The sequence below is a fragment of the Chitinophaga tropicalis genome (assembly GCF_009758205.1).
GTDB lineage: Bacteria > Bacteroidota > Bacteroidia > Chitinophagales > Chitinophagaceae > Chitinophaga > Chitinophaga tropicalis.
This window is the reverse complement of the sequence record NZ_WRXN01000001.1, coordinates 139,147-159,852: the sequence shown is the minus strand read 5'-3', so window position 1 is coordinate 159,852 and position 20,706 is coordinate 139,147. Positions and strand designations below refer to the sequence as shown.

Annotated in this window: 13 protein-coding genes; 7 read left to right on the top strand and 6 right to left on the bottom strand. The window is 46.8% G+C overall.

What is annotated here, in order from left to right; translation table 11 throughout:
• Window positions 1-84: 84 nt before the first annotated feature.
• The 4 genes from GO493_RS00720 to GO493_RS00705 all read left to right on the top strand — a co-directional run bounded on the left by GO493_RS00720 (window position 85) and on the right by GO493_RS00705 (window position 3,408).
• The gene (locus tag GO493_RS00720) at window positions 85-336 is read left to right on the top strand and encodes a hypothetical protein (RefSeq protein ID WP_157304148.1); all 252 of its coding nucleotides are present in this window, start codon (window positions 85-87) and stop codon (window positions 334-336) included.
• Between the two features lie 182 nt (window positions 337-518).
• The gene (locus GO493_RS00715) at window positions 519-1,964 is read left to right on the top strand and encodes a phytoene desaturase family protein (RefSeq protein WP_157304147.1); all 1,446 of its coding nucleotides are present in this window, start codon (window positions 519-521) and stop codon (window positions 1,962-1,964) included.
• Window positions 1,965-2,036: 72 nt separating this feature from the next.
• Window positions 2,037-2,906 carry a polysaccharide lyase gene (locus tag GO493_RS00710; RefSeq protein ID WP_157304146.1) on the top strand — a complete coding sequence of 290 codons (870 nt, stop codon included), beginning with the start codon at window positions 2,037-2,039 and terminating at the stop codon, window positions 2,904-2,906.
• Between the two features lie 202 nt (window positions 2,907-3,108).
• Window positions 3,109-3,408, top strand: coding sequence for a hypothetical protein (locus GO493_RS00705; protein WP_157304145.1), 300 nt, complete (start codon window positions 3,109-3,111; stop codon window positions 3,406-3,408).
• 123 nt (window positions 3,409-3,531) lie between these two features.
• Here GO493_RS00705 and GO493_RS00700 read toward each other — a convergent pair whose 3' ends face one another.
• The 5 genes from GO493_RS00700 to GO493_RS00680 form a co-directional block, all read right to left on the bottom strand.
• Window positions 3,532-4,014, bottom strand: a complete 483-nt coding sequence (locus GO493_RS00700) for a YdeI/OmpD-associated family protein (protein ID WP_157304144.1) — start codon at window positions 4,012-4,014, stop codon at window positions 3,532-3,534.
• A gap of 3 nt (window positions 4,015-4,017) precedes the next feature.
• Complete coding sequence (locus GO493_RS00695; RefSeq protein ID WP_157304143.1) at window positions 4,018-4,674, bottom strand: hypothetical protein; 657 nt, start codon at window positions 4,672-4,674, stop codon at window positions 4,018-4,020.
• A gap of 6 nt (window positions 4,675-4,680) precedes the next feature.
• Window positions 4,681-5,169, bottom strand: coding sequence for an RNA polymerase sigma factor (locus tag GO493_RS00690; RefSeq protein WP_157304142.1), 489 nt, complete (start codon window positions 5,167-5,169; stop codon window positions 4,681-4,683).
• 196 nt (window positions 5,170-5,365) lie between these two features.
• Window positions 5,366-9,421 (bottom strand): DEAD/DEAH box helicase, encoded by a 4,056-nt coding sequence (locus GO493_RS00685; RefSeq protein ID WP_157304141.1) that lies wholly within the window; start codon window positions 9,419-9,421, stop codon window positions 5,366-5,368.
• Between the two features lie 16 nt (window positions 9,422-9,437).
• The gene (locus GO493_RS00680) at window positions 9,438-9,851 is read right to left on the bottom strand and encodes a response regulator (protein WP_157304140.1); all 414 of its coding nucleotides are present in this window, start codon (window positions 9,849-9,851) and stop codon (window positions 9,438-9,440) included.
• Between the two features lie 153 nt (window positions 9,852-10,004).
• Between GO493_RS00680 and GO493_RS00675 the strand changes: the two genes are divergently transcribed.
• Window positions 10,005-16,109: a HAMP domain-containing protein gene (locus tag GO493_RS00675; RefSeq protein WP_198315412.1), complete on the top strand. Its 6,105-nt coding sequence runs from the start codon at window positions 10,005-10,007 to the stop codon at window positions 16,107-16,109.
• A gap of 27 nt (window positions 16,110-16,136) precedes the next feature.
• Window positions 16,137-17,402 carry a sensor histidine kinase gene (locus tag GO493_RS00670; protein WP_317165382.1) on the top strand — a complete coding sequence of 422 codons (1,266 nt, stop codon included), beginning with the start codon at window positions 16,137-16,139 and terminating at the stop codon, window positions 17,400-17,402.
• Between the two features lie 68 nt (window positions 17,403-17,470).
• Here the strand turns inward: GO493_RS00670 and GO493_RS00665 are convergent, their stop codons facing one another.
• Complete coding sequence (locus GO493_RS00665) at window positions 17,471-19,870, bottom strand: glycoside hydrolase family 3 C-terminal domain-containing protein (protein WP_317165381.1); 2,400 nt, start codon at window positions 19,868-19,870, stop codon at window positions 17,471-17,473.
• 226 nt (window positions 19,871-20,096) lie between these two features.
• On the opposite strand from GO493_RS00665, the gene GO493_RS00660 reads away from it, so the two are divergent.
• Window positions 20,097-20,570 (top strand): Dps family protein, encoded by a 474-nt coding sequence (locus GO493_RS00660; protein ID WP_157304138.1) that lies wholly within the window; start codon window positions 20,097-20,099, stop codon window positions 20,568-20,570.
• The last annotated feature ends 136 nt before the right edge of the window (window positions 20,571-20,706 follow it).

The following is a 20,706-nucleotide window of genomic DNA, read 5'->3' as shown; positions in this document are numbered from 1 at the left end:
GTTTATTGTACCTTTGTTTAAACTGGCAGATAATTTGTTCTCTGTAAGAAAGGAAAGCCATTACTAACTCAAAAATCTGATGTTATGGAAAGGCGTACTATTACAGTTTATATTGAAGGCCGTTCGTATCAATTGGCGATAACTACAAACGAGGTTGCCCACGAAACTACTTATGAAGTAATCACCAGCGGAAACATCCTCAGAGATTTCATGCCGGATGACATTGACTGGCAGGAAGACCGGATGATCACTCCTGAGGAACGCATCCGTACTATTGAAAGTGAACAGATTGCCAGGATCATCTGGACGGATATCCTGGATATGATGGAACACTGATGTTACCCCACTGCACTAAACAATAAGCTCCGCCGTATATACTTCATTGGAGCCATATCCTTATCTACGGACTGAACTGAATAATGCTCCGATTACGTAATTTTGGACCGGGTGTAGAAAAATATGCGCTGTCTGCATCCGGTGTGGAGGTTGGTTAATATTAAAACCACAGGCACAACAACATGTACAGGAACGAGTACGATGCAATTGTAGTAGGTTCTGGTCCCAATGGTTTATCTGCTGCTATTACCATGCAGCAGCAGGGCCTGTCTGTATTACTGCTGGAAGGGCGGGACAGTATTGGCGGCGGATTGCGGTCTGCAGAGCTGACATTACCTGGTTTTGTGCATGATGTCTGTTCTGCTATCCACCCTATGGCGCTGACCTCTCCCTTTCTAAAAACACTACCACTTGAACAGTTCGGCTTATCCTACATTTATCCTGCTGCAGATGCAGCTCATCCTTTTGATGACGGGACTGCTGCTGTACTGTATTCATCCCTGGAAAAGACAGCCCAGCTGCTGGGAGAGGACTGTGTAACGTATGAGCGCCTGTATGCTCCGCTGCTTAAAGATTTTCCTGAGCTGATGGCGGAAGTATTAGGCCCTTTAAAGGTGCCAAAGCATCCGTTAGTCATGGCCCGTTTTGGCCTGAAAGCATTGCCTTCTGCTTTGCAGCTGGCGCGGCGTTTTAAAGGAAAGGCTGCCCGTGGATTATTTGGAGGAATAGCTGCACATTCCATACAACCGCTCAGTAATGTGGCTACTGCAGCTATAGGACTGGTGCTTTCGCTGAACAGTCATGCCGGCGGGTGGCCTGTGCCCAGAGGTGGCGCACAGTCGCTCGCCAATGCCCTGGCGGATTATTTTGTATACCTGGGGGGGGAGATACAGACAAACACTTATGTAAAAACATTGAGTGAGTTACCCCCTGCACGCGCAATATTGCTGGATGTAACGCCTAAACAACTACTGAGTATTGCAGGTGAAAGATTCAGCTCTTTTTATAAATGGCAACTGCAACGTTACCGGTATGGTATGGGGATCTTTAAGGCAGATTGGGCGCTGGCGGCGCCGATCCCTTTTACCGCAGCGGGTTGCAGGGAAGCGGGTACTGTACACCTGGGCAATACTATAGAGGAAATTGCTGCCAGTGAACTGCAAACCAGCAGAGGGCAGCATCCTGAAAAGCCTTTTGTACTGCTTGCGCAGCAGAGTATTGTTGATAATACCCGCGCTCCTAAAGGGAAGCATACTGCCTGGGCTTACTGTCACGTACCTAATGGTTCCACGAAAGATATGACAGCAGTAATAGAGGACCAGGTAGAACGCTTTGCTCCCGGTTTTAAAGACCTTATCCTGGGGCGGCATGTTATGAATACAGCAGAGATGGAAAGTTATAACCCTAATTATATAGGTGGGGATATTAACGGAGGGGTGATAGATATCTCCCAGTTATATACCCGGCCTGCTATACGTTTATCCCCCTACAGCACTCCTGCCAGGGGTGTTTACATTTGTTCCTCATCTACCCCTCCCGGTGGTGGTGTACATGGCATGTGCGGTTACTATGCTGCAAAGAAAGCGCTGAAAGATGTTTTTGGCCTCCGCATTTTTTTGAGTAATTGAGTGGTACTCTGCAAACGATTGCACGACTTCTAATCTGTTATCCACGTTCGTATTCTTATAAACCAATATCGAATGAACAGAAACCTTTTCCCTCTATTAAAGACGGCAGTACTTGCAGCCGTAGTACTGTTTGGCGCCTGTAAGAAAGAAAGTGCGCAGGCCCCGCTTACTATAACCGGTAGTCCTGAAACCCAGGCAGATGTAAGCATCAAAGCTATCAATTCCAGCTGGTCTCTTAACTGGGATGGCTATGTAGACGGCACTTACAGCAGTTCAAATGCAGCCGGGGATTTTGGCAATGTATCCGGCTGGGTAGATAGCCGTGGCTGGATCTCCAATGGCAATCTGCGTATTAAGCTGCTAAAGAATGCGCTTTCCGGTGCTGGTGGTATAGTTGCAAATGTTGATATTTCTGATGGCGGTGCTTATGAAGTAGATTATGACGTTCGTTTTCACAGCCAGTTTGACTGGAGCCGCGGAGGAAAGCTGGGTTTTGGCTTTTCTATCGGTGATGGCAATACCGGGGGGGATCCCGGTTGGGACGGTAATGGTGGCAGCGCCCGTTTGATGTGGTATCAGACAGATGCCGGCAGGGTATTCTTCCAGCCCTATCTCTATTTCAAAGATCAATCAGGTCAGTACGGTGAAACGTTTGGCAAGTCCTATCCTTCTACCGGCAGCCTGAATAAAGGTCAGTGGTATCATGTGCACCTGTATGTGAAGAGTAATACCGGTAGTAATACAGATGGTCATGTGCAGATAGTGATAGATGGTACTATAGTGCTGGACAGGGATATCCGTTGGACTACCAATGACAGCAAGCGTCTGATCAGGGGGCTGACCTTCCATACTTTCCGTGGCGGCAGCCAGGATTACTGGATGTCATCAGGAGACCACTACATTTATTATGATAATCTGAAAGTGAATAAAATCAGTAACTGACGATTCAGACCAAAGATGCATAGGATCAATACACAAGTTAAAGCAGCGGGGCTTCCGGGCCCCCGCTTTAACGCATAATAAGTAGCGGTTGCAACAAATAATTTGGACAATAAATAATTTAATAAATCTGCTGAAACCACCCTATCTTGAATGCCGTTTAACCCATGGGACAAACACTATTTGTTAACTTAAAACCTCAGCCATGAAACCAATTCTGGGAGTATTACTTTTTGTCTTATTTACGGCGTTTATGCCGGCCCGTAACATCAAATCCGGTAACGTGACCGTGCAGACAGCGGATAGCTGCAGAAGGCTAGCATTGGTAAATCAGAAGTACTGGCCTGATCCGGCTGTATTTACTGTAAAGTTCTGTGACAGCACTATACAGGAGTATACATTGTTGCCCGGGCAGTATATGGAGCTGCCATGTGTAAGCGTTTCATATGGAGTTGTGATAACCCAGGGACAGCTGACTGTTGACTGGATGGGAGGATGCCAGTAAGTTGCCTGTACTGTTAAATTTTTAGTTGTGCACAGCTGAAAAATATGCCGGGGAGTTTGGCGAAAGCAACTTCCCGGCATATAAATATCTGGCCTGCGGCCGGCTAAAAATTTTAATGATGTGTTATTTTATTGTAGGATTTTTCTTTCCTTCCTGCAGCTTTTCAATGAATTGTTCTAATCTTTTTTGTCTTGTCTCTTCTTTTTTAGCAGATGTGATCCATACCATGTATTCTTTCCTGTTGGTATAGGACAATCCATCAAAAAATGTTTTCAGCTGTTTGTGTTTTTTCAATACAGCCTCCATATCACCAGGTAATGCTACTTCTCTTACTTCCAGGTCCTGTTCCAGTTCAACATGTATAGTGTCTCCCAGTTCTTTTCCAATTGCCTGCCTGACAGCTTTTGTGATGCCGAGTGTATGACAATCGGTGCCCATTTTAGATAAGCTGCCACGGTAGGTTGTCTTTCCATCTATCAGTGCGGTGATCTTTACCTGTCCTTTCACGCCATACAATTCTTCTACGTCATAAGGAAATTCCACATACCCGGCATCCATACCGGCATGTTGTAATATTACAGCATCAAAGATGACTTTCTTTGCCATGTGTTATTCTTTTTCGTATGCTTCAATTTCTTCCAGGAAATCTATTGCTTTGTTAACAGATATCCATGCATTTCCGTTAAAGATAAGTTTAAACCATGATTTATGGGCGTTGGCCATGGTGGTATTCCTATACAGCCAGATAGCGCCAAAGATAAAGAATGCTGTAACCGATGCCTGTAATATCCATAAACCGATGTTGCCATTACGGAACATGTTTTCATTGAGATAGAACACCGTATAGAACGGAGCAGTCAGAAAGGAAGCGCGTACTATTTTCAATGTAGTGGTCTGTAAAACGGCCAGCCGTTTTTGTGTTTCTATGATACTGTTGCTGTTATCTATTTCCTGTATCAGCATAATATGACGGATATAGACAATCACAGCTACTAGAGAGAATAGCATACAGCTCACTGCAGAAACAATAAAGAACAGGCTGTAAGGTGTCAGATCTATCAAGGCCAGGCTTACCAGGCTGGCCAGGAATATTGCCCATAATGAACCGGTTATGATCACGGCTATTTTCCCTGCTATTAGAGCACGCAATAAAGATCTCACTTTTTGTGTCTGTATTTCGGTGATCAGTTTTTTATTCAGCGCGAGCGACTTTTCCAGTTTCCTGTCATATGCCGCCCATATTTCTCTCAATTCAAGATCTTCCATAATTGTTCAGTTGTGGATGATAGAAAATTTCCTTTTCAGCCTTTCCCTGATCCTGCTGATCCGGGTGGCAATGTTTGTTTCAGTAAGTCCGAGTATATCTGCTATTTCCCGGTAACTCTTTTCTTCCAGGTAAAGAAGCATGATAGCACGGTCCAGTTCTTTCAGCTCACTGATGAACTGTTGTAGCAACTGTAGTTGTTCTGTATCGGGTGGGGATATTTCCTGTAGTATTATATCCTTTGAAAGGAATGTGGTGTTGCGGGTTTTCCTGTAAAAGGAAATAGCCACGTTCAGTGATATGCGGTACATCCAGGTGGATAACTTATACTGCGGATCATATTTGCCGAAAGACTTCCATAGCTGCAGGATGATCTCCTGTATCAGGTCTTTCCTGTCTTCCGTGTTTTTACAATAGGAATTAGCCACCTTGTAGATGATGCCCTTATTCGCTTCTATCAGCTGTAAGAATGCGTTATCTTCCTGGAGTGGGGCCATGTATGCTTGTTATTAAGGTCATAAATAATGATTTTGATTCATTATTCGCGCAAGCAGGAAAAAAATCACAGTTGGGGGGATAAAAATCCCTTTAAATAATAGTGGGGAATACAGGGTGTTTCATAGGATAGTAACTGACGATCGCTAAGATAATCAAAGTTTAATTTCTTCAAAGTTTTTTTCTGATTTCTTCCTGTTAATCTTCTGTTATCAGTGCCAGTAATTCTTTTGTGGATAGCTTGCCGCTGCTGTCAGCACCTTCCAGCAGGCGATCAGCAAGATCCCGCTTGCTGTTGTGGAGGGCTATGATCTTTTCTTCGATAGTATGTTTGGCTACCAGGCGGTAAATGGTGACGGGTCTTGTTTGCCCGATCCGGTAAGCGCGGTCAGAGGCCTGTTCTTCAATGGCAGGGTTCCACCAGGGATCAAGGTGGATCACATAATCTGCTGCAGTTAGGTTCAGCCCCAGGCCGCCGGCTTTGAGGCTAATAAGGAAAAGAGAGGCTTCTCCGGCCTGGAACCGCTGTACCAGAGATTCCCTGACAGGTATGGGGGTGCTGCCGTCCAGGTACAGGTAGGAAATGCCTTTTTCGTCCAGTGAGCGTTTTACCAGTTCCAGGTGGCGGACGTACTGGCTGAATACCAGGGCGCGGTGATTATTCTCTATCAGCTCTTCTGTGATCTCCATAAAGACGGACTGTTTGGAAGATGGAATGCTGATCTCTTCATCTATCATCTGTACATTACAGGCAGCCATCCGTAGTTTACCGATCTCTGTAAGGGTGTTGAGGTGGTGTTTGCTGTCATTCTCCCCATACTTTTTAATATTCTCTATAGCTTTCAGGCGCAGGGCTTCATAAAAAGAGGCTTCCTCTGTAGACAGGCTTACCATTTTAACGATCTCGGTTTTTTCAGGCAGCTCATCCAGCACGGTGGTTTTGGTGCGTCTGAGAAGGAAAGGGCCTATCAGTTTTTTCAGATGCCTGGTAACAGTGCTTTCGGGGTTATAGATAACCGGTGTGGCAAACTGTTTATTGAAATGCTGCAGGGTACCTAACAGGCCGGGATTGATGAAGTTGAACAGGTTCCATATCTCTGCCAGGTGGTTCTGTATGGGAGTGCCTGTCAGTATAAGCCGGAAATCAGCCTGTAAGGCCATGGCCGCTTTGGAGGTTTTTGTCTGGTAGTTTTTGATGGTATGTGCTTCGTCCAGTACCACTGTTGTCCAATGTATGCCGGACAGTAATTTAGATTCTGACTGAAGCAGGCCGTAGGTGCCCAGCACTATATCGAATGCGCCGGCAGATTGCAGGAGTGAATACCTGTTGCCGGTACTGATAGATAAAACACGGAGGGAGGGGGCAAACTTTGTCAGTTCATTGGCCCAGTTAGGCAATACAGAGGCGGGGCATATTACCAGTGCCGGTCCCTGTGCTGCACGGTGTAGTAACAAGGCGACGGACTGCACGGTTTTTCCCAGGCCCATATCGTCTGCCAGGCAGGCGCCGGCCCCGAGGGATGCCAGTCTCACCATCCACCGGAAGCCGTCTTCCTGGTAGGGCCGTAAAGTAGTTTGCAGTGTATTGGGAATGGCCGGGAAAATGTTGGCGGCAGTTTCCTGTTGGTCCCTCAGTCTTTGCCAGGCGGCATCTGCATCTACATAGTTTGCTTCTGCCAGCAGGTCGCGCAGCATGTGTGAGGTAAGCGGACTGATATGAATGCGGTCCTGTGTTTCTATTACAATATCCGACAGCTCATTCAGCTGCCGGTACAACTTGCCGGTGAGGGCCAGGAAATCTCCGTTCTGTAATGTTACGAAGCGGCTCCTGTTTGTTTTGGCAGCATCCAGTAAGTCTTTCAGGGACAGTACAGTGGATTCATCTATACGCAGCTCTCCGTTGAGGGCAAACCATTTACCATCTGCTTTTACGGTCATGCGCAGCTGTGGTGTATAAATGGGTTTATGCAGCCGCAGTTTTTCTCCTTCCGGCCATTCGGCTACTGCCAGCTCAGGATGATGTTGTATAACTTCCAGCAGTTGCAGGCAGTCCAGCGGATCTTCAAATGCAATGCTATCATCTTCTATTTCCTGGGGAACATTCTGCTGGATCAGCTCCAGCAATTGTGAGAGATGACGGCTTTCTGCTTCCAGATTGCGTGTGGCCTGGCATCGTTCACCATTCATCACCCCTATTATGTGCCTGGCGCCTTCTCCCGGTTTGCAATAGGGAGGGTCATTTACAAATGGTTTCACGGAAAAAGAGGCACGCAGCGCATTGCCGGCAGGTTGCAATCTTACCCGGATGCGGGGATCGGCGGTGAACTGTTTTATGTTAAGAGCGGTATCATCAAGATTGGCGTGTACTGTGATATGTGCGCCCACCTGTTTTAATGCCTGCAGCAGTTTGTCTTTACCTTCAGCCGGTATGGTGCCTATCTGTTTTAATGTTTGTAACAGGGACCGTTGTTGTGCTGTCAGCTTTATTACTTTGAAGCGGGTATTACTTTCCCTTATCAGCATTGTGTTGCCGGAGGGATTGTCCAGGTGAGTACTGAAAGTATATCCTTTACCTGTTTTATTCACGACGAGTTCCGGCATTCCCCTGTAAAGTTCAATACCTGTTTCCGGCTGGTCTGCCAGGAAGAGATAGGGATGTCCTGTCAGTTCCTGCCACACTCTTTCTCCAAAGGCATAAGTTTCAGTACCATAGGTATGATAACTCTCTTTGGTGATGGTGGAAGCTATCCTGATGTCATGGTCTGTCATTCCTTCCAGCTGGCCATCTTTCAGCTTTTTCAGGTCTATGATGCGTCCCCTGCTCCATCCGTTATCTCCCGGTGATGTTTGTATAACGGGCTGTATGCTGTAGTGCTCCGGGTCAATGAGATAAGATAGCCTGTAAACCAGGGCTGGTTTTTCCTTCTGCATCTGAGTAGTGGCCGGCAGGATGAGGGTATTGAGCAATCTTTCCCATTCAGGTAGTGGCTGCATGGCAGAGACAATGGGAGGTTTACCGAAGGTTTCTGCAAGCATCCTGAATGTTTTTTCTGCCTTCAGGTAGTCACTGTCCCGGAAAAGGGAAAGATATTCATATGTCAGCAGGTTATACTGGCTTTGTATACCACGATGCAGGAGCATGGTGGATAGCTGTGTATGTGTTTTGAGCAGTTTACTTTTAGGGTAAAAGAGCTGCAGGCAGATCAGGGCCAGGTAACTTAACAGATGCCGGTCATTGTGTTTAACCGCATTTTCAAGCAATATCTCCAGCTGGTGCTCTGCCTTTTCTTTCCTGCCGTTATGAAAATGCAGCATGCTGATAGCTGGTGTGATGGCCGGAAACAGTTTTTTCTCGTACGCAGTGGTAATTTTCGGGATCAGCGAAAAGGTCTTTTCTTCCGGAAGTGTGGTCAGCGTATATGCGTAGAAAAAGGCAAACAGCGGAGAAGTGGGAATGCTGTTCTTTTTATCCTGTTGCCTTTGTTGTTTGATACCCTGTTCAAAGAGGGTGAGTGCTTTTTCGGGCTCGCCGTTATACAGTTGTACCACTGCTTTAGCGTAGAGTTCCTCCTGTCCGTTGATCTCTGCAGTTATCTGTCCACGTAGCAGCGGGACCTCTGCATGTTCCAGCGTGGCGGCATCTGTGTGAAGGAAGGCGGCTATCTTTTGTCTGAATTTCTCCAATGTATCCAGCGGCGTCATCAACAACAGGTGCTGTTGAACGGCTGCGCTGTAAATACGTATCACACTTTCTTCGTCAAACAGTTTCAGGAAGCCTTCATAAGCCGGATAGTATAAAAGATAACAGAGATGAGGAAGATATTCCGGCAACTCGAAGCATATCTTCCTTACCGGTTGCAGTAAAAGAGATCTGTTGCCCGTAAAGAATGCGGTCAGTACCTGTTGCAGCTCCTGCAGCCGGGCGCTGGTGCTGTAAAAGGAATAAGGTTTGGTATAGTCAAGCAGGCGCAGGTATTCCGGCTGCCGGATATTTTCAGGGAATAACAGGAAACTCAGCTCAGGTATCAGTGAGTAATTGCCCGCCAGGTTGTAACTGCCAAGGCCATTTTCTGTGAGTACTTCCAGTATCTCTATAATCCTGTTCTGTGGTATTTCCCTGATGCGGTTAACAGCGTCAATGAAGGTGTAACGTTCCAGCGGATATATATAGATGGACAGTACATCGGTGACTATCCGGGCTTCTTCTTCCAGCTGCTGATACTGTTGTAAATAAGACTGCGCATTTCCGTTCATTGAATGGTATATAGTTTTACTCTTTCACGAAAGAAAGCATATGTTTGGCAATAGAAAGGAAAGAGGCCAGGTCACTGGGTTTTATAATATAATCTGCTACACCCAATGCCATACTCTTTGCCTTGTATGCGGGCGAGTTTGAAGTGCTCCATATGATCTTTGGAATATTCGTATATCTCACCTGGTCATTCAGCTGCTCAATTATTTCCATGCCCGTGAGCTCGGGAATATTATAGTCTAATACGAGTAAGGCAGGTAGTTCTGCATCTGAAATAGTTTCGAGGTACCTGAGAAATTTTTTACCATTGGGAATGCACATGAGTTGCCAGCTGGGATCAATTTCTCCCAATGCATTTTCCAGCAATTCCTGATCGTCTGCATCGTCTTCTGCCAGTAAGATCAGTTTCTTCGAATGGCCTGAAAGTTGCATCTTTTTTTTAGTATTTAATGTGGTGCATGACAAAAATACTACTTCAAACCATAAAAAGATAGCAGTCATATACAGGTAATAATACTGTCAGATCTTTAGCTGTATGATATCACACCACTTAAGAGTACTCATATAAACGCTAACACCCCCAACATGAACAACCGGAAAAAAGTTGCCGCTCCAGCTGCAATGCCAGTAAAGAGTGTGGAGACTCCTCCACAGGTCTCCACAACCAAGCGTAAAAGCATACCTGTGCCGGTACCTGAAACTATCCCTGATCACCTGGATATGCGGTTATTATTACAGGTGTTGTCTGAAGTTAAAAATGGAAATTTTACTGCCAGGATGCCAGCAGATTGTATTGGTCTCAGCGGAAAGATCTGCGATACTGTGAATGACATCATTGTCCTGAATGAGGCGCTTGTAGAAGAACTGGCCCTTGCCCGTAATACCATTGGGAAAATGGGTAAGCTTAACCATCGGGTGCAACTTCCCCGTACGGCCCGTGGTTCGTGGAATACAGCCGTTGTTTCTATGAACACACTGATCTCCGACCTGGTACATCCTACTATTGAGATAGCACATGTGATCAGCTCTGTGGCTAAAGGTAACCTGTCTCAGGAAATGCCGCTGCAGATCGAAGATCACGTGCTGCAGGGAGAGTTTGCGCGGATTGCAACGGAGGTGAACGGGATGGTGAAGCAGCTGAACCTGTTTTCCCGTGAGGTGACCCGTGTAGCGCGTGAAGTAGGTTCTGAGGGTAAACTGGGCGGACAGGCAAAAGTAAAAGATGTGGCCGGTGTATGGAAAGACCTGACAGATTCTGTAAACCAGATGGCGGGCAACCTTACTGCGCAGGTGCGCAATATTGCGGACGTGACCACCGCGGTAGCAAAGGGTGATCTTTCCAAGAAGATCACCGTAGATGTACAGGGCGAGATACTGGAACTGAAAGATACCATCAATACGATGGTGGACCAGCTCAACTCTTTCTCTTCCGAAGTAACGCGTGTGGCGCGTGAAGTGGGAACAGACGGTAAGCTGGGCGGCCAGGCCGAGGTAAAGGGCGTAGCCGGTACCTGGAAAGACCTGACAGACTCTGTAAACCAGATGGCCTCCAACCTTACCGGCCAGGTGCGTAATATAGCAGAAGTAACTACTGCCGTGGCGAAGGGAGACCTGTCCCGCAAAATCACGGTAGACGTAAAAGGTGAGATCCTTGAGCTGAAGAATACTATCAATACGATGGTGGACCAGCTGAACTCCTTCTCTTCCGAAGTAACGCGCGTAGCGGTGGAAGTAGGTTCAGAGGGTAAGCTGGGTGGTCAGGCTACAGTAAAAGGGGTGGCCGGTGTGTGGAAAGACCTGACAGATTCCGTGAACCAGATGGCTTCCAACCTGACAGCGCAGGTACGTAACATTGCGGAAGTAACTACCGCTGTAGCGCTGGGCGATCTTTCCCGTAAGATCACCGTGGATGTAAAAGGTGAGATCCTTGAACTGAAGAACACTATCAACACGATGGTGGACCAGCTAAACTCCTTCGCCTCAGAAGTAACGCGCGTGGCGTTGGAAGTGGGGACAGAAGGTAAGCTGGGCGGACAAGCCAAGGTGCAGGGGGTGGCTGGTACCTGGAAAGACCTGACAGATTCTGTGAACCGGATGGGGTCCAACCTGACAGCGCAGGTACGAAATATAGCAGAAGTAACTACTGCCGTGGCAAACGGAGACCTTTCCAAAAAGATCACGGTAGATGTTGCTGGCGAGATCCTGGAACTGAAGAAAACCATCAACACGATGGTGGACCAGCTGAATTCCTTTGCCTCCGAAGTAACGCGTGTAGCGCTGGAAGTAGGTACGGAAGGTAAGCTGGGCGGACAGGCTAAAGTACAGGGCGTAGGCGGTACGTGGAAAGACCTGACAGATTCTGTGAATCAGATGGGCTCCAACCTGACAGCACAGGTGCGTAACATCGCGGAAGTGACCACTGCAGTGGCAAAAGGTGACCTTTCCCGCAAGATCACGGTAGATGTGAAAGGTGAGATCCTGGAGTTGAAAAATACCATCAACACGATGGTGGACCAGTTGAATGCCTTTGGATCGGAAGTGTTCCGTGTAGCACGTGAAGTGGGCTCTGAAGGTAAGCTGGGCGGACAGGCGGATGTGCCTGGAGTAGAAGGCTTATGGAAGGACCTGACAGACTCCGTAAATATCATGGCCTCCAACCTGACGTCCCAGGTACGTAACATTGCAGAAGTAACCACAGCGGTAGCGAACGGAGACCTTTCCCGTAAAATTGAAGTGGATGTCAGAGGCGAGATCCTTGAACTGAAGAATACCATCAACACCATGGTGGAACAGCTGCGCGCATTTGCCTCTGAAGTAACGCGTGTGGCCCGTGAAGTGGGGACAGAAGGGAAACTGGGCGGACAGGCTAATGTGCCCGGTGTAGGCGGTACCTGGAAAGACCTGACAGATTCTGTAAATATGATGGCGGGCAACCTTACCGCGCAGGTGCGTAACATTGCTGACGTGGCTATTGCCGTGGCGAATGGTGACATGTCCCGTAAGATCACGGTAGATGTACGCGGAGAAATACTGCAGCTGAAAGAAACACTTAACACCATGGTGGACCAGCTGCGTGCCTTTGCCTCTGAAGTAACGCGTGTGGCCCGTGAGGTAGGTACAGACGGTAAACTGGGTGGACAGGCATTCGTGCCCGGTGTAGCCGGTACCTGGAAAGACCTGACAGACTCTGTAAACCAGATGACAGGTAACCTGACCTCCCAGGTGCGTAACATTGCGGAAGTAACGAAAGCGGTTGCTTCCGGCGACCTTTCCAAGAAAGTGACCATAGACGTAAAAGGCGAGATCCTTGACCTGAAGAACACCATCAACACGATGGTGGACCAGCTGAATTCCTTTGCCTTCGAAGTAACACGTGTGGCGCGTGAAGTGGGAACGGAAGGAAAACTGGGCGGACAGGCAGAAGTGCAGGGGGTGGCTGGTACCTGGAAGGACCTGACAGATTCTGTGAACATGATGGCCTCTAACCTGACCAACCAGGTGCGTGGCATTGCCAAGGTGGTGACCGCTGTGGCAACGGGCAACCTGAAACAGAAGCTTTCCATTGTATCCCGTGGGGAAGTGGCCCAGCTTACAGATACTATCAATGAAATGATCGACACCCTGGCGCTCTTTGCTGACCAGGTGACTACAGTGGCCCGTGAAGTAGGTGTGGACGGGCGTTTGGGCGGACAGGCCAGTGTGCCGGGAGCTTCCGGTATCTGGAAGAACCTTACGGAAAATGTGAACCAGCTGGCAGAAAACCTTACCACGCAGGTACGTGCTATTTCTGCCGTAGCGTCTGCAGTAACGAAAGGTGATCTTACACAGATGATCCGTGTAGATGCGCAGGGAGAGGTGGAAGAACTGAAGGACACCATCAACCAGATGATCACCAACCTGAAGCAAACCACTTTGCGTAACCAGGAGCAGGACTGGCTGAAATCCAACCTGGCCAAGTTCACACAGATGCTTCAGGGACAGAAGGACCTTAACACTGTAACCCGCCGTATACTTTCTGAACTGGCGCAGGTGGTGAATGCGCAAAAAGGGATGTTCTATATCCTGGAACAGGAAGAGAACCTGCTCAATCCAAAACTAAAGCTATTTGCTGCATATGCCTATGGAGATGAAATGCATATGTCACGCGAGTTCTCCCTGGGACAGGGATTGGTAGGACAGTGCGCCGTAGAAAAAGAAAGGATACTGCTTACCAATATACCATCAGACTATATCAAGATCAGCTCCGGTATGGGAGAGGCATCGCCGGTGAACCTGATTGTGCTGCCGGTGTTATTTGAAACGCAGATCAAAGCGGTGATAGAGCTGGCTTCTTTTGAATCGTTCAGTGAAACGCATCTTGACTTCCTCAGTCAGCTGACGGAGAGTATAGGTATAGTACTGAATACAATTGAAGCGAATTCCAGGACAGAAGACCTGCTGGAGCAATCACAGTCCCTGGCAGACGAACTGCGCCGTACTAACGAAGAACTGCAGGATAAAGCGCACCTGCTGGTGAAACAGAAGGATGAAGTGGAAGAGAAGAATAAGGAAGTGGAAGAAGCCAGGAAGTCGCTCGAAGAAAAAGCAGAGCAATTGCAGCTTACGTCCAAATACAAGTCGGAGTTCCTTGCTAATATGTCACACGAGCTGCGTACGCCGCTTAACTCCCTGCTTATTCTTGCGCAACAGCTATATGAAAACCATGACGGCAACCTCAACGAAAAACAGGTGCGTTATGCTAAAACCATCCACAGCTGTGGTGATGACCTGATCCAGCTTATTAATGATATCCTGGACCTTTCAAAGATCGAATCGGGTTATATCTCGACAGATTTTATCAAAGTGCGTTTCCGCGAGGTGATCGGTTTTGTGGAAACCACTTTCAAGCATATCTCAGAAAGCAAGAACCTGCGCTTCCGTATAGATATGGACGAACAGCTGCCACAGTCGCTGGAAACAGACGTACAACGCCTGAACCAGATATTGAAGAACCTGCTTTCCAATGCCTTTAAGTTCACTGAAAAAGGAGAAGTAAGATTGCGTATCTATGAAGCGAAACGCAACTGGAAGCTGGTGAGTGAGAGCCTGGACCATGCAGATAAAGTAGTGGCGTTCGAGATCAAAGATACCGGCATAGGGATATCGAAAGACAAGCAGAACATTATCTTCGAAGCGTTTCAGCAGGCGGAGGGATCTACCAGCCGTAAGTACGGAGGTACCGGTCTGGGGCTTTCCATCAGCCGTGGCCTGGCAGACCTGCTGGGTGGTTCTATAGAGCTGGAAAGCGAAGTGGGGCAAGGCAGTACCTTTACTCTCTTTCTGCCAATACAGTATAATGCTTCCACTATCAAACGGGAAAAACAAAAAAGCCTGACAGTAACAGAATACCAGCTGCCGGAACAGGGTAATATCCAGTCTGTGCCGACAGTAAGAGTAAGTGACCCGAAAGACCTGGAAGGGCTGAATGAGATCATTAATGAGGTGGGAGACGACAGAACGCATATCATGGAGAGTGATAAAGTGGTGCTGATAGTGGAGGATGATGTACGTTTTGCCAAGATCATGCAGGAGAAAGCGCATGAAATGGGATTAAAAGTAGTGGTAGCTACTTCTTTCGGAGAAGTGTTTGATCTGACCAACAAGTATAATCCTATTGCTGTAACACTGGATGTAAAACTTCCGGATGCCAGCGGATGGAGGGTGTTAGACCTCTTTAAGAACGATATTAATCTTCGTCATATTCCCATTCATCTTATTTCGGGTGAGGAAAACCGTCTGCTGGCTATGCACCGCGGAGCCCGCAGCTTCAGCCTGAAGCCGCTTAAGGCGGAAGCGCTGAATGTGTTGTTTTCCAGCATTCTTGACCATCATGCCCGTAAGACAAAGAAGGTGCTTGTGGTGGAAGATAATGAGCCGGATGCTTCACAGATAGCCAGAATACTGGAGAATGGGGAACTTATTGAAATGGAGTTTGTGGAAAATGGTAAGGCTGCCATTGAAAAGGTGAATGCTAACTCCTATGACTGTATCATTGCAGATTATATGCTGCCCGATATAGACGGTGCTGAGTTTGTGGCCAACATGAATTCTGTGAACAGGCATAATGCCACACCGGTGATCGTCTATTCTGCCAAGGACTTTACCAATAATGAAAAATCAAAGCTTAAGCAGTATGCTAATAAAATATTGCTGAAAGGTGTTAATTCACTAGACCTGTTGCTGGAAGAAACCATCATGCAGCTGCATATTGATCATCAGGCTTTGCCGCAGGAAAAGCGAAAGCTGATAGAAGATCTGCGCTCACGTAAAGATGTATTGATACGTAAGAATGTGCTGGTGGTAGATGATGATGTGCGTAACCTTTTTGCACTGACCACTGCCTTTGAAAGATATCATATCAATACTATTACGGCTGAAAGCGGCAAGGAAGCAATGAGCATTCTGAGTGAAAACAACCAGATAGATATTGTGCTGATGGATATCATGATGCCTGAAATGGATGGTTATGAAACGATGCAGAAGATACGAAGGGAGCATAAGAACAGCGCCCTTCCTATCATAGCGGTTACTGCAAAGGCGATGAAAGGCGACAGGGAAAAATGCCTGGAAGCAGGGGCTTCTGACTATATTACCAAACCACTCAAAATAGATCAGTTGTTATCTTTAATGAGGGTATGGCTATACCGATAAATTCACACAACATTGAAATATTAAAAAGTGGAGGATCCCGAATTAGTTAAAATACTGGTGGTTGATGACAGGGCGGATAACCTATTGTCTATTGAATCCATACTGGAAAGGGAGAGCTATACTATAGTCAAAGCAAATTCAGGAAAAGCTGCGCTGAAAATACTGCTGAAAGAATTTGATTTCTCCCTGATCCTGATGGATGTTCAGATGCCGGACATGAACGGCTTTGAAACAGCCTCGCTTATTTATCAGCGGGACAGGCTGAAGGATATCCCTATTATCTTTATTACGGCCCATAGCCATGAAGAGGAAGCGATTTTTAAGGGTTACAGGTTAGGTGCGGTAGATTTTATCTATAAGCCGGTTAACCCTGAGCTGTTAAGAGTAAAGGTGGGGCTGTTCGTGGAATTGTACCGTAAAACGCAGTCGCTCATTGCGCAGGAGCAGAAGCTGCTGACCGCCAACGCTTCCCTGCAAAGGGAAATAAAGGAGAAAGAGGCTTCGGAGCGTAAGGTCCTTGAGCTGAACGACCAGTTGTTGCAGAACAACCGTCATCTGCAGGCTGTAAATACAGAGCTGGACCGTTTTGCCTATATTGCCTCTCACGATCTGCAGGAACCGTTGCGGAAGATCCGGGTGTTCAGTGATATGATACTACAGAAAAAGAATGGTGAGCTGGATGTAGAAAAATATGTAATGAAGATCACCAGCGCTACTATCCGTATGCAGCAACTGGTGAGCGATCTGCTACGGTTTTCAAGACATTCTATTGGAGGTGGAGATTTTATTAATGCTGATCTTAACCAGATAGTGAGGGAGGCTGTCAATGAACTGGAGATAAAGATACAACAGGTCAATGCCAGCATCCGGATTGACCCGCTGCCTTCTATCAGTGTGATCCCTACGTTGATGCGACAGGTATTTTACAACCTGATCAGCAATGCTATTAAATTCAGAAAGAAGGAGATGCCGCCGGATATTCATATCTATGCTGAGCTGGTAAATCCGTTGGAACAACGTTATCAGCCCGTTAAAACAGGAGGAAATTATTATAAGATCTTTGTGAAGGATAATGGTATTGGCTTTGAAAGCCAGTATGCAGAAGATATTTTTATTGTTTTTAAACGGTTGCACAGCTATCATGAAATAGAGGGCACCGGTATAGGGCTGTCCATCTGCAAAAAGATCATAGAGCAGCACAATGGTTTTATTACAGCTACCAGTGAAATTGATAACGGGGCTACTTTTATTATCGGTATTCCTGAGAAGCAGATATTATCAGCATATGAGTAAAAAAATTACGGGATCACTTTGCCTTTAGCAAAAATGATCCCGCAAGTAAAAGAATATAAGCCTGGAAATTATTTTACAGCTACCTGTTTACTGATCTCAAATTTATCTCTCAGCCTGATATCTTCAGAGGAAGCTCCTATCATTATAGTGAAGGCCCCTGGTTCTACAACCCATTTCATTCCTGCGTTCAGCAACTTCAGATCTTCAGGCAATAATTCAAAAGATATTTCTTTCTGCTGGCCTGCTTCAAGGTGTACGCGCTGGAATTTTTTCAGCTGTTGTTCTGCTGTAACAACTGAGGTGAAGTCGTCGCGGAGGTATAACTGGGCAACCTCGTCGCCAGCTACGGTACTGTTGTTCTTCAGCAGGAATTTAACAGTCACTTTCAGGTTGCCTGCTGTTTCCTGTACTGTTGTTCTTACGTTGCTGTAGTCGAAGGAAGAATAGCTGAGACCATGGCCAAAGCTATACAGTGGTTTGGCGTCCATTTCTACATAATCATGACGGGAAGCGCTTTTGTAGTTGTAATATACCGGCAGCTGTCCTATTGATTTGGGAATAGAAACGGGCAGGCGGCCGGCAGGGTTATAATCGCCAAAGAGCACATCTGCTACTGCGTTACCTCCTTCCTGTCCGGGATACCAGGCATTTACAATGGCTGGTACATGTGCAGCGGCCCAGTTGATATTGAGCGGGCGTCCTTCTATCAGCACCAGTACAACAGGTTTACCGGCAGCTACTACGCGTTGCAGCAGTTGTGACTGCAGGCCCATCAGATCCAGGCTTACCCTGTCATAACCTTCACCGCTTTCCATATCGCTCACGGCTACTTCTGAAGCTTTCACTTCTGCAGCGCCGGTGCTCTGGAAAGATGTTTCAAAGTCACGTGCGCTGGAGCCCCCCAGTACTATTACAACAGCGTCCGCATCTTTAGCTGCTGCTACTGCTTCATTGATAGTGGAGTGTGCTGTATCGCGGATGGCGCAGCCTTTCACATAGGTAATTTTAGTGTCAGGCGAAACTTTTGCCTGTATACCTTCCAGTACGGTCACTATTTTGGCAGCAGGCTGAGGAGCGGTATAGTCGCCCAGCTGGTTATAGATATTATCAGCGTTAGGTCCTATTACAGCCAGTTTTTTGATGGTTTTCTTCAGCGGTAATAAGTTACCTTCATTTTTCATCAGCACAATGGATTCTGCGGCTACGCGCTTTGCCAGTTGTCTGTTGGCTTCCGTACCTACTGACTTTTCAGCTGCAGCTACATCTACATAAGGTTTTTCGAAGAGGCCCATTATGAATTTCAGCCGTAATACATGTGCTACTGCTGTATCGAGAGTGGCCATTGTAACACGTTTATCTTTTACTGCTTTGATCAGCGCATCTCCATATGCTTCTCCGCCGAGATCGGCGTCCAGTCCGGCGTTGATGGCCAGTGCTGCAGCTTCGTCTATAGTAGCGGCAACTTTATGTGTGGTCCTTACACCGGGAATACCTCCAAGATCGGAGACCGAGAATCCTCTGAAGCCCCATTCTTTTATCAGCACATCTTTCAGCAGGAAAGGGTTGGTGCTGCATGGTATACCATCAATGGAATTGTAGGACGCCATGATGGATAAGGCGCCTGCTTTCACTGCATCACGGAATGGAGGCAGATAGGATACATAAAGATCGCGCGGGCCTGTGAGAGCAATACCGCCGTTATGACCACCTTCGGGAGAGCCATATGCAGTAAAATGTTTCAGCGTGGAAATTACATTAGTGCCGCTGTTTATCTTGCTACCCTGAAAGCCTTTCACCATGGCAATACCCATCTGGCCTATGAGGTATGGATCTTCACCATATGTTTCTTCCAGCCTTGACCATCTTGGTTCGCGTACCAGGTCCAGTACGGGACCGTAACCGATATGTGCGCCCTGCAAACGGGCTTCTTTGGCAATAGCACCGGCCATTTCCTGGATCAATGCGGGATCCCAGGTGCTGGCCTGACCTATGGAAGTAGAGAAAACTGTGGTGCCGATGGCCATGTGTCCATGCGGGCATTCTTCTGCCAGCAGCAGGGGAATACCCAGGCGGGTGTTTTCCATTACATAACGTTGAAGGGCGTTGGTAGCCTCGGCCGCCATTTTAGGCGTCAGACCTGTTTCCAGTGTTTTCTTTGTCCACGGGTCTGCTCTTAATGTAGCCCAGAAGCTACCGATATGGCGTTTTGCTATCACGTCTTTAAAGGTCTGACTCACTCCTACCGAGCTGCCATTCTTTTCATACATGTCCCATCCCAGCAGGGTAGATAACTGTCCTGCCTTTTCTTCCAGCGTCATACGCTTTAAGAGATCTTTTACCCTTGCATCTACAGGAGCATTTGCATTTTTGTAAACGATCACATTGGCATTTCCTTTCTGTGCCTGTGCAGATACATGCGCACCTGCGCCCAGCATTGCCAGGCATAGCATGATACAACTCTTTGTCACAGTTGATTTTTTTAGTTCCATTGTTACCTGTAAGCTAAGATTCTATTATATTAAGTTAATCAACAATCACTTATCCGTTGAATACTAGTAAAAGTAACAAGTTGAGAGGGGAATTTCGTAACAATTTTTATTATGAAACGGTAAATAGTACAACAAGTGGGGGAATTTATCCATTGTCTGCTGCCGCGATGCGTTATACCTTTGGCATATAATAACCACAAAGCATATGGAACCGAACATAGGTATAAAACAGGAATTCCTTTCAAAGATAGCACTTGAGCTGTCTAAAATACTGGCAGATGAATTTGTATTATACACTAAGACACGTAATGCCCACTGGAATGTAGAAGGACCGGATTTCCATTCTACACATGTCTTTTTTGAAAAACAATATGAAGAGCTGGATGAAATAATGGATAGCGTAGCTGAACGTGTACGTACATTAGGGCATTATGCGCCGGCTACTTTAAAGGAATATTTATCGCTTACACATCTTTCTGAGAAATCAAGAAGTAGCAATGACAGCCTGGGATTTATCCGCGAGCTGTTAGCAGATCATGAGAGCCTGGTTATTCACCTGAGAGAGAACATCAATCGTTTTGCGAATGACTGGCATGACCTGGGTACAAGTGATTACATTACCGGCCTGATGGAGACTCATGAGAAAATGGCATGGATGCTGAGGGCACATTTAAGATAATAACATTCTCACTGGAAAATATAAAGACAAGCAAAAAAGAACACTTAGCAAGGACATTGATAAACAAGACAGGACTTAGGACAAGGACCATCCGCTTCTGCGGATGGTTTTTTTAATCAAAAAAGCATTTCCATAT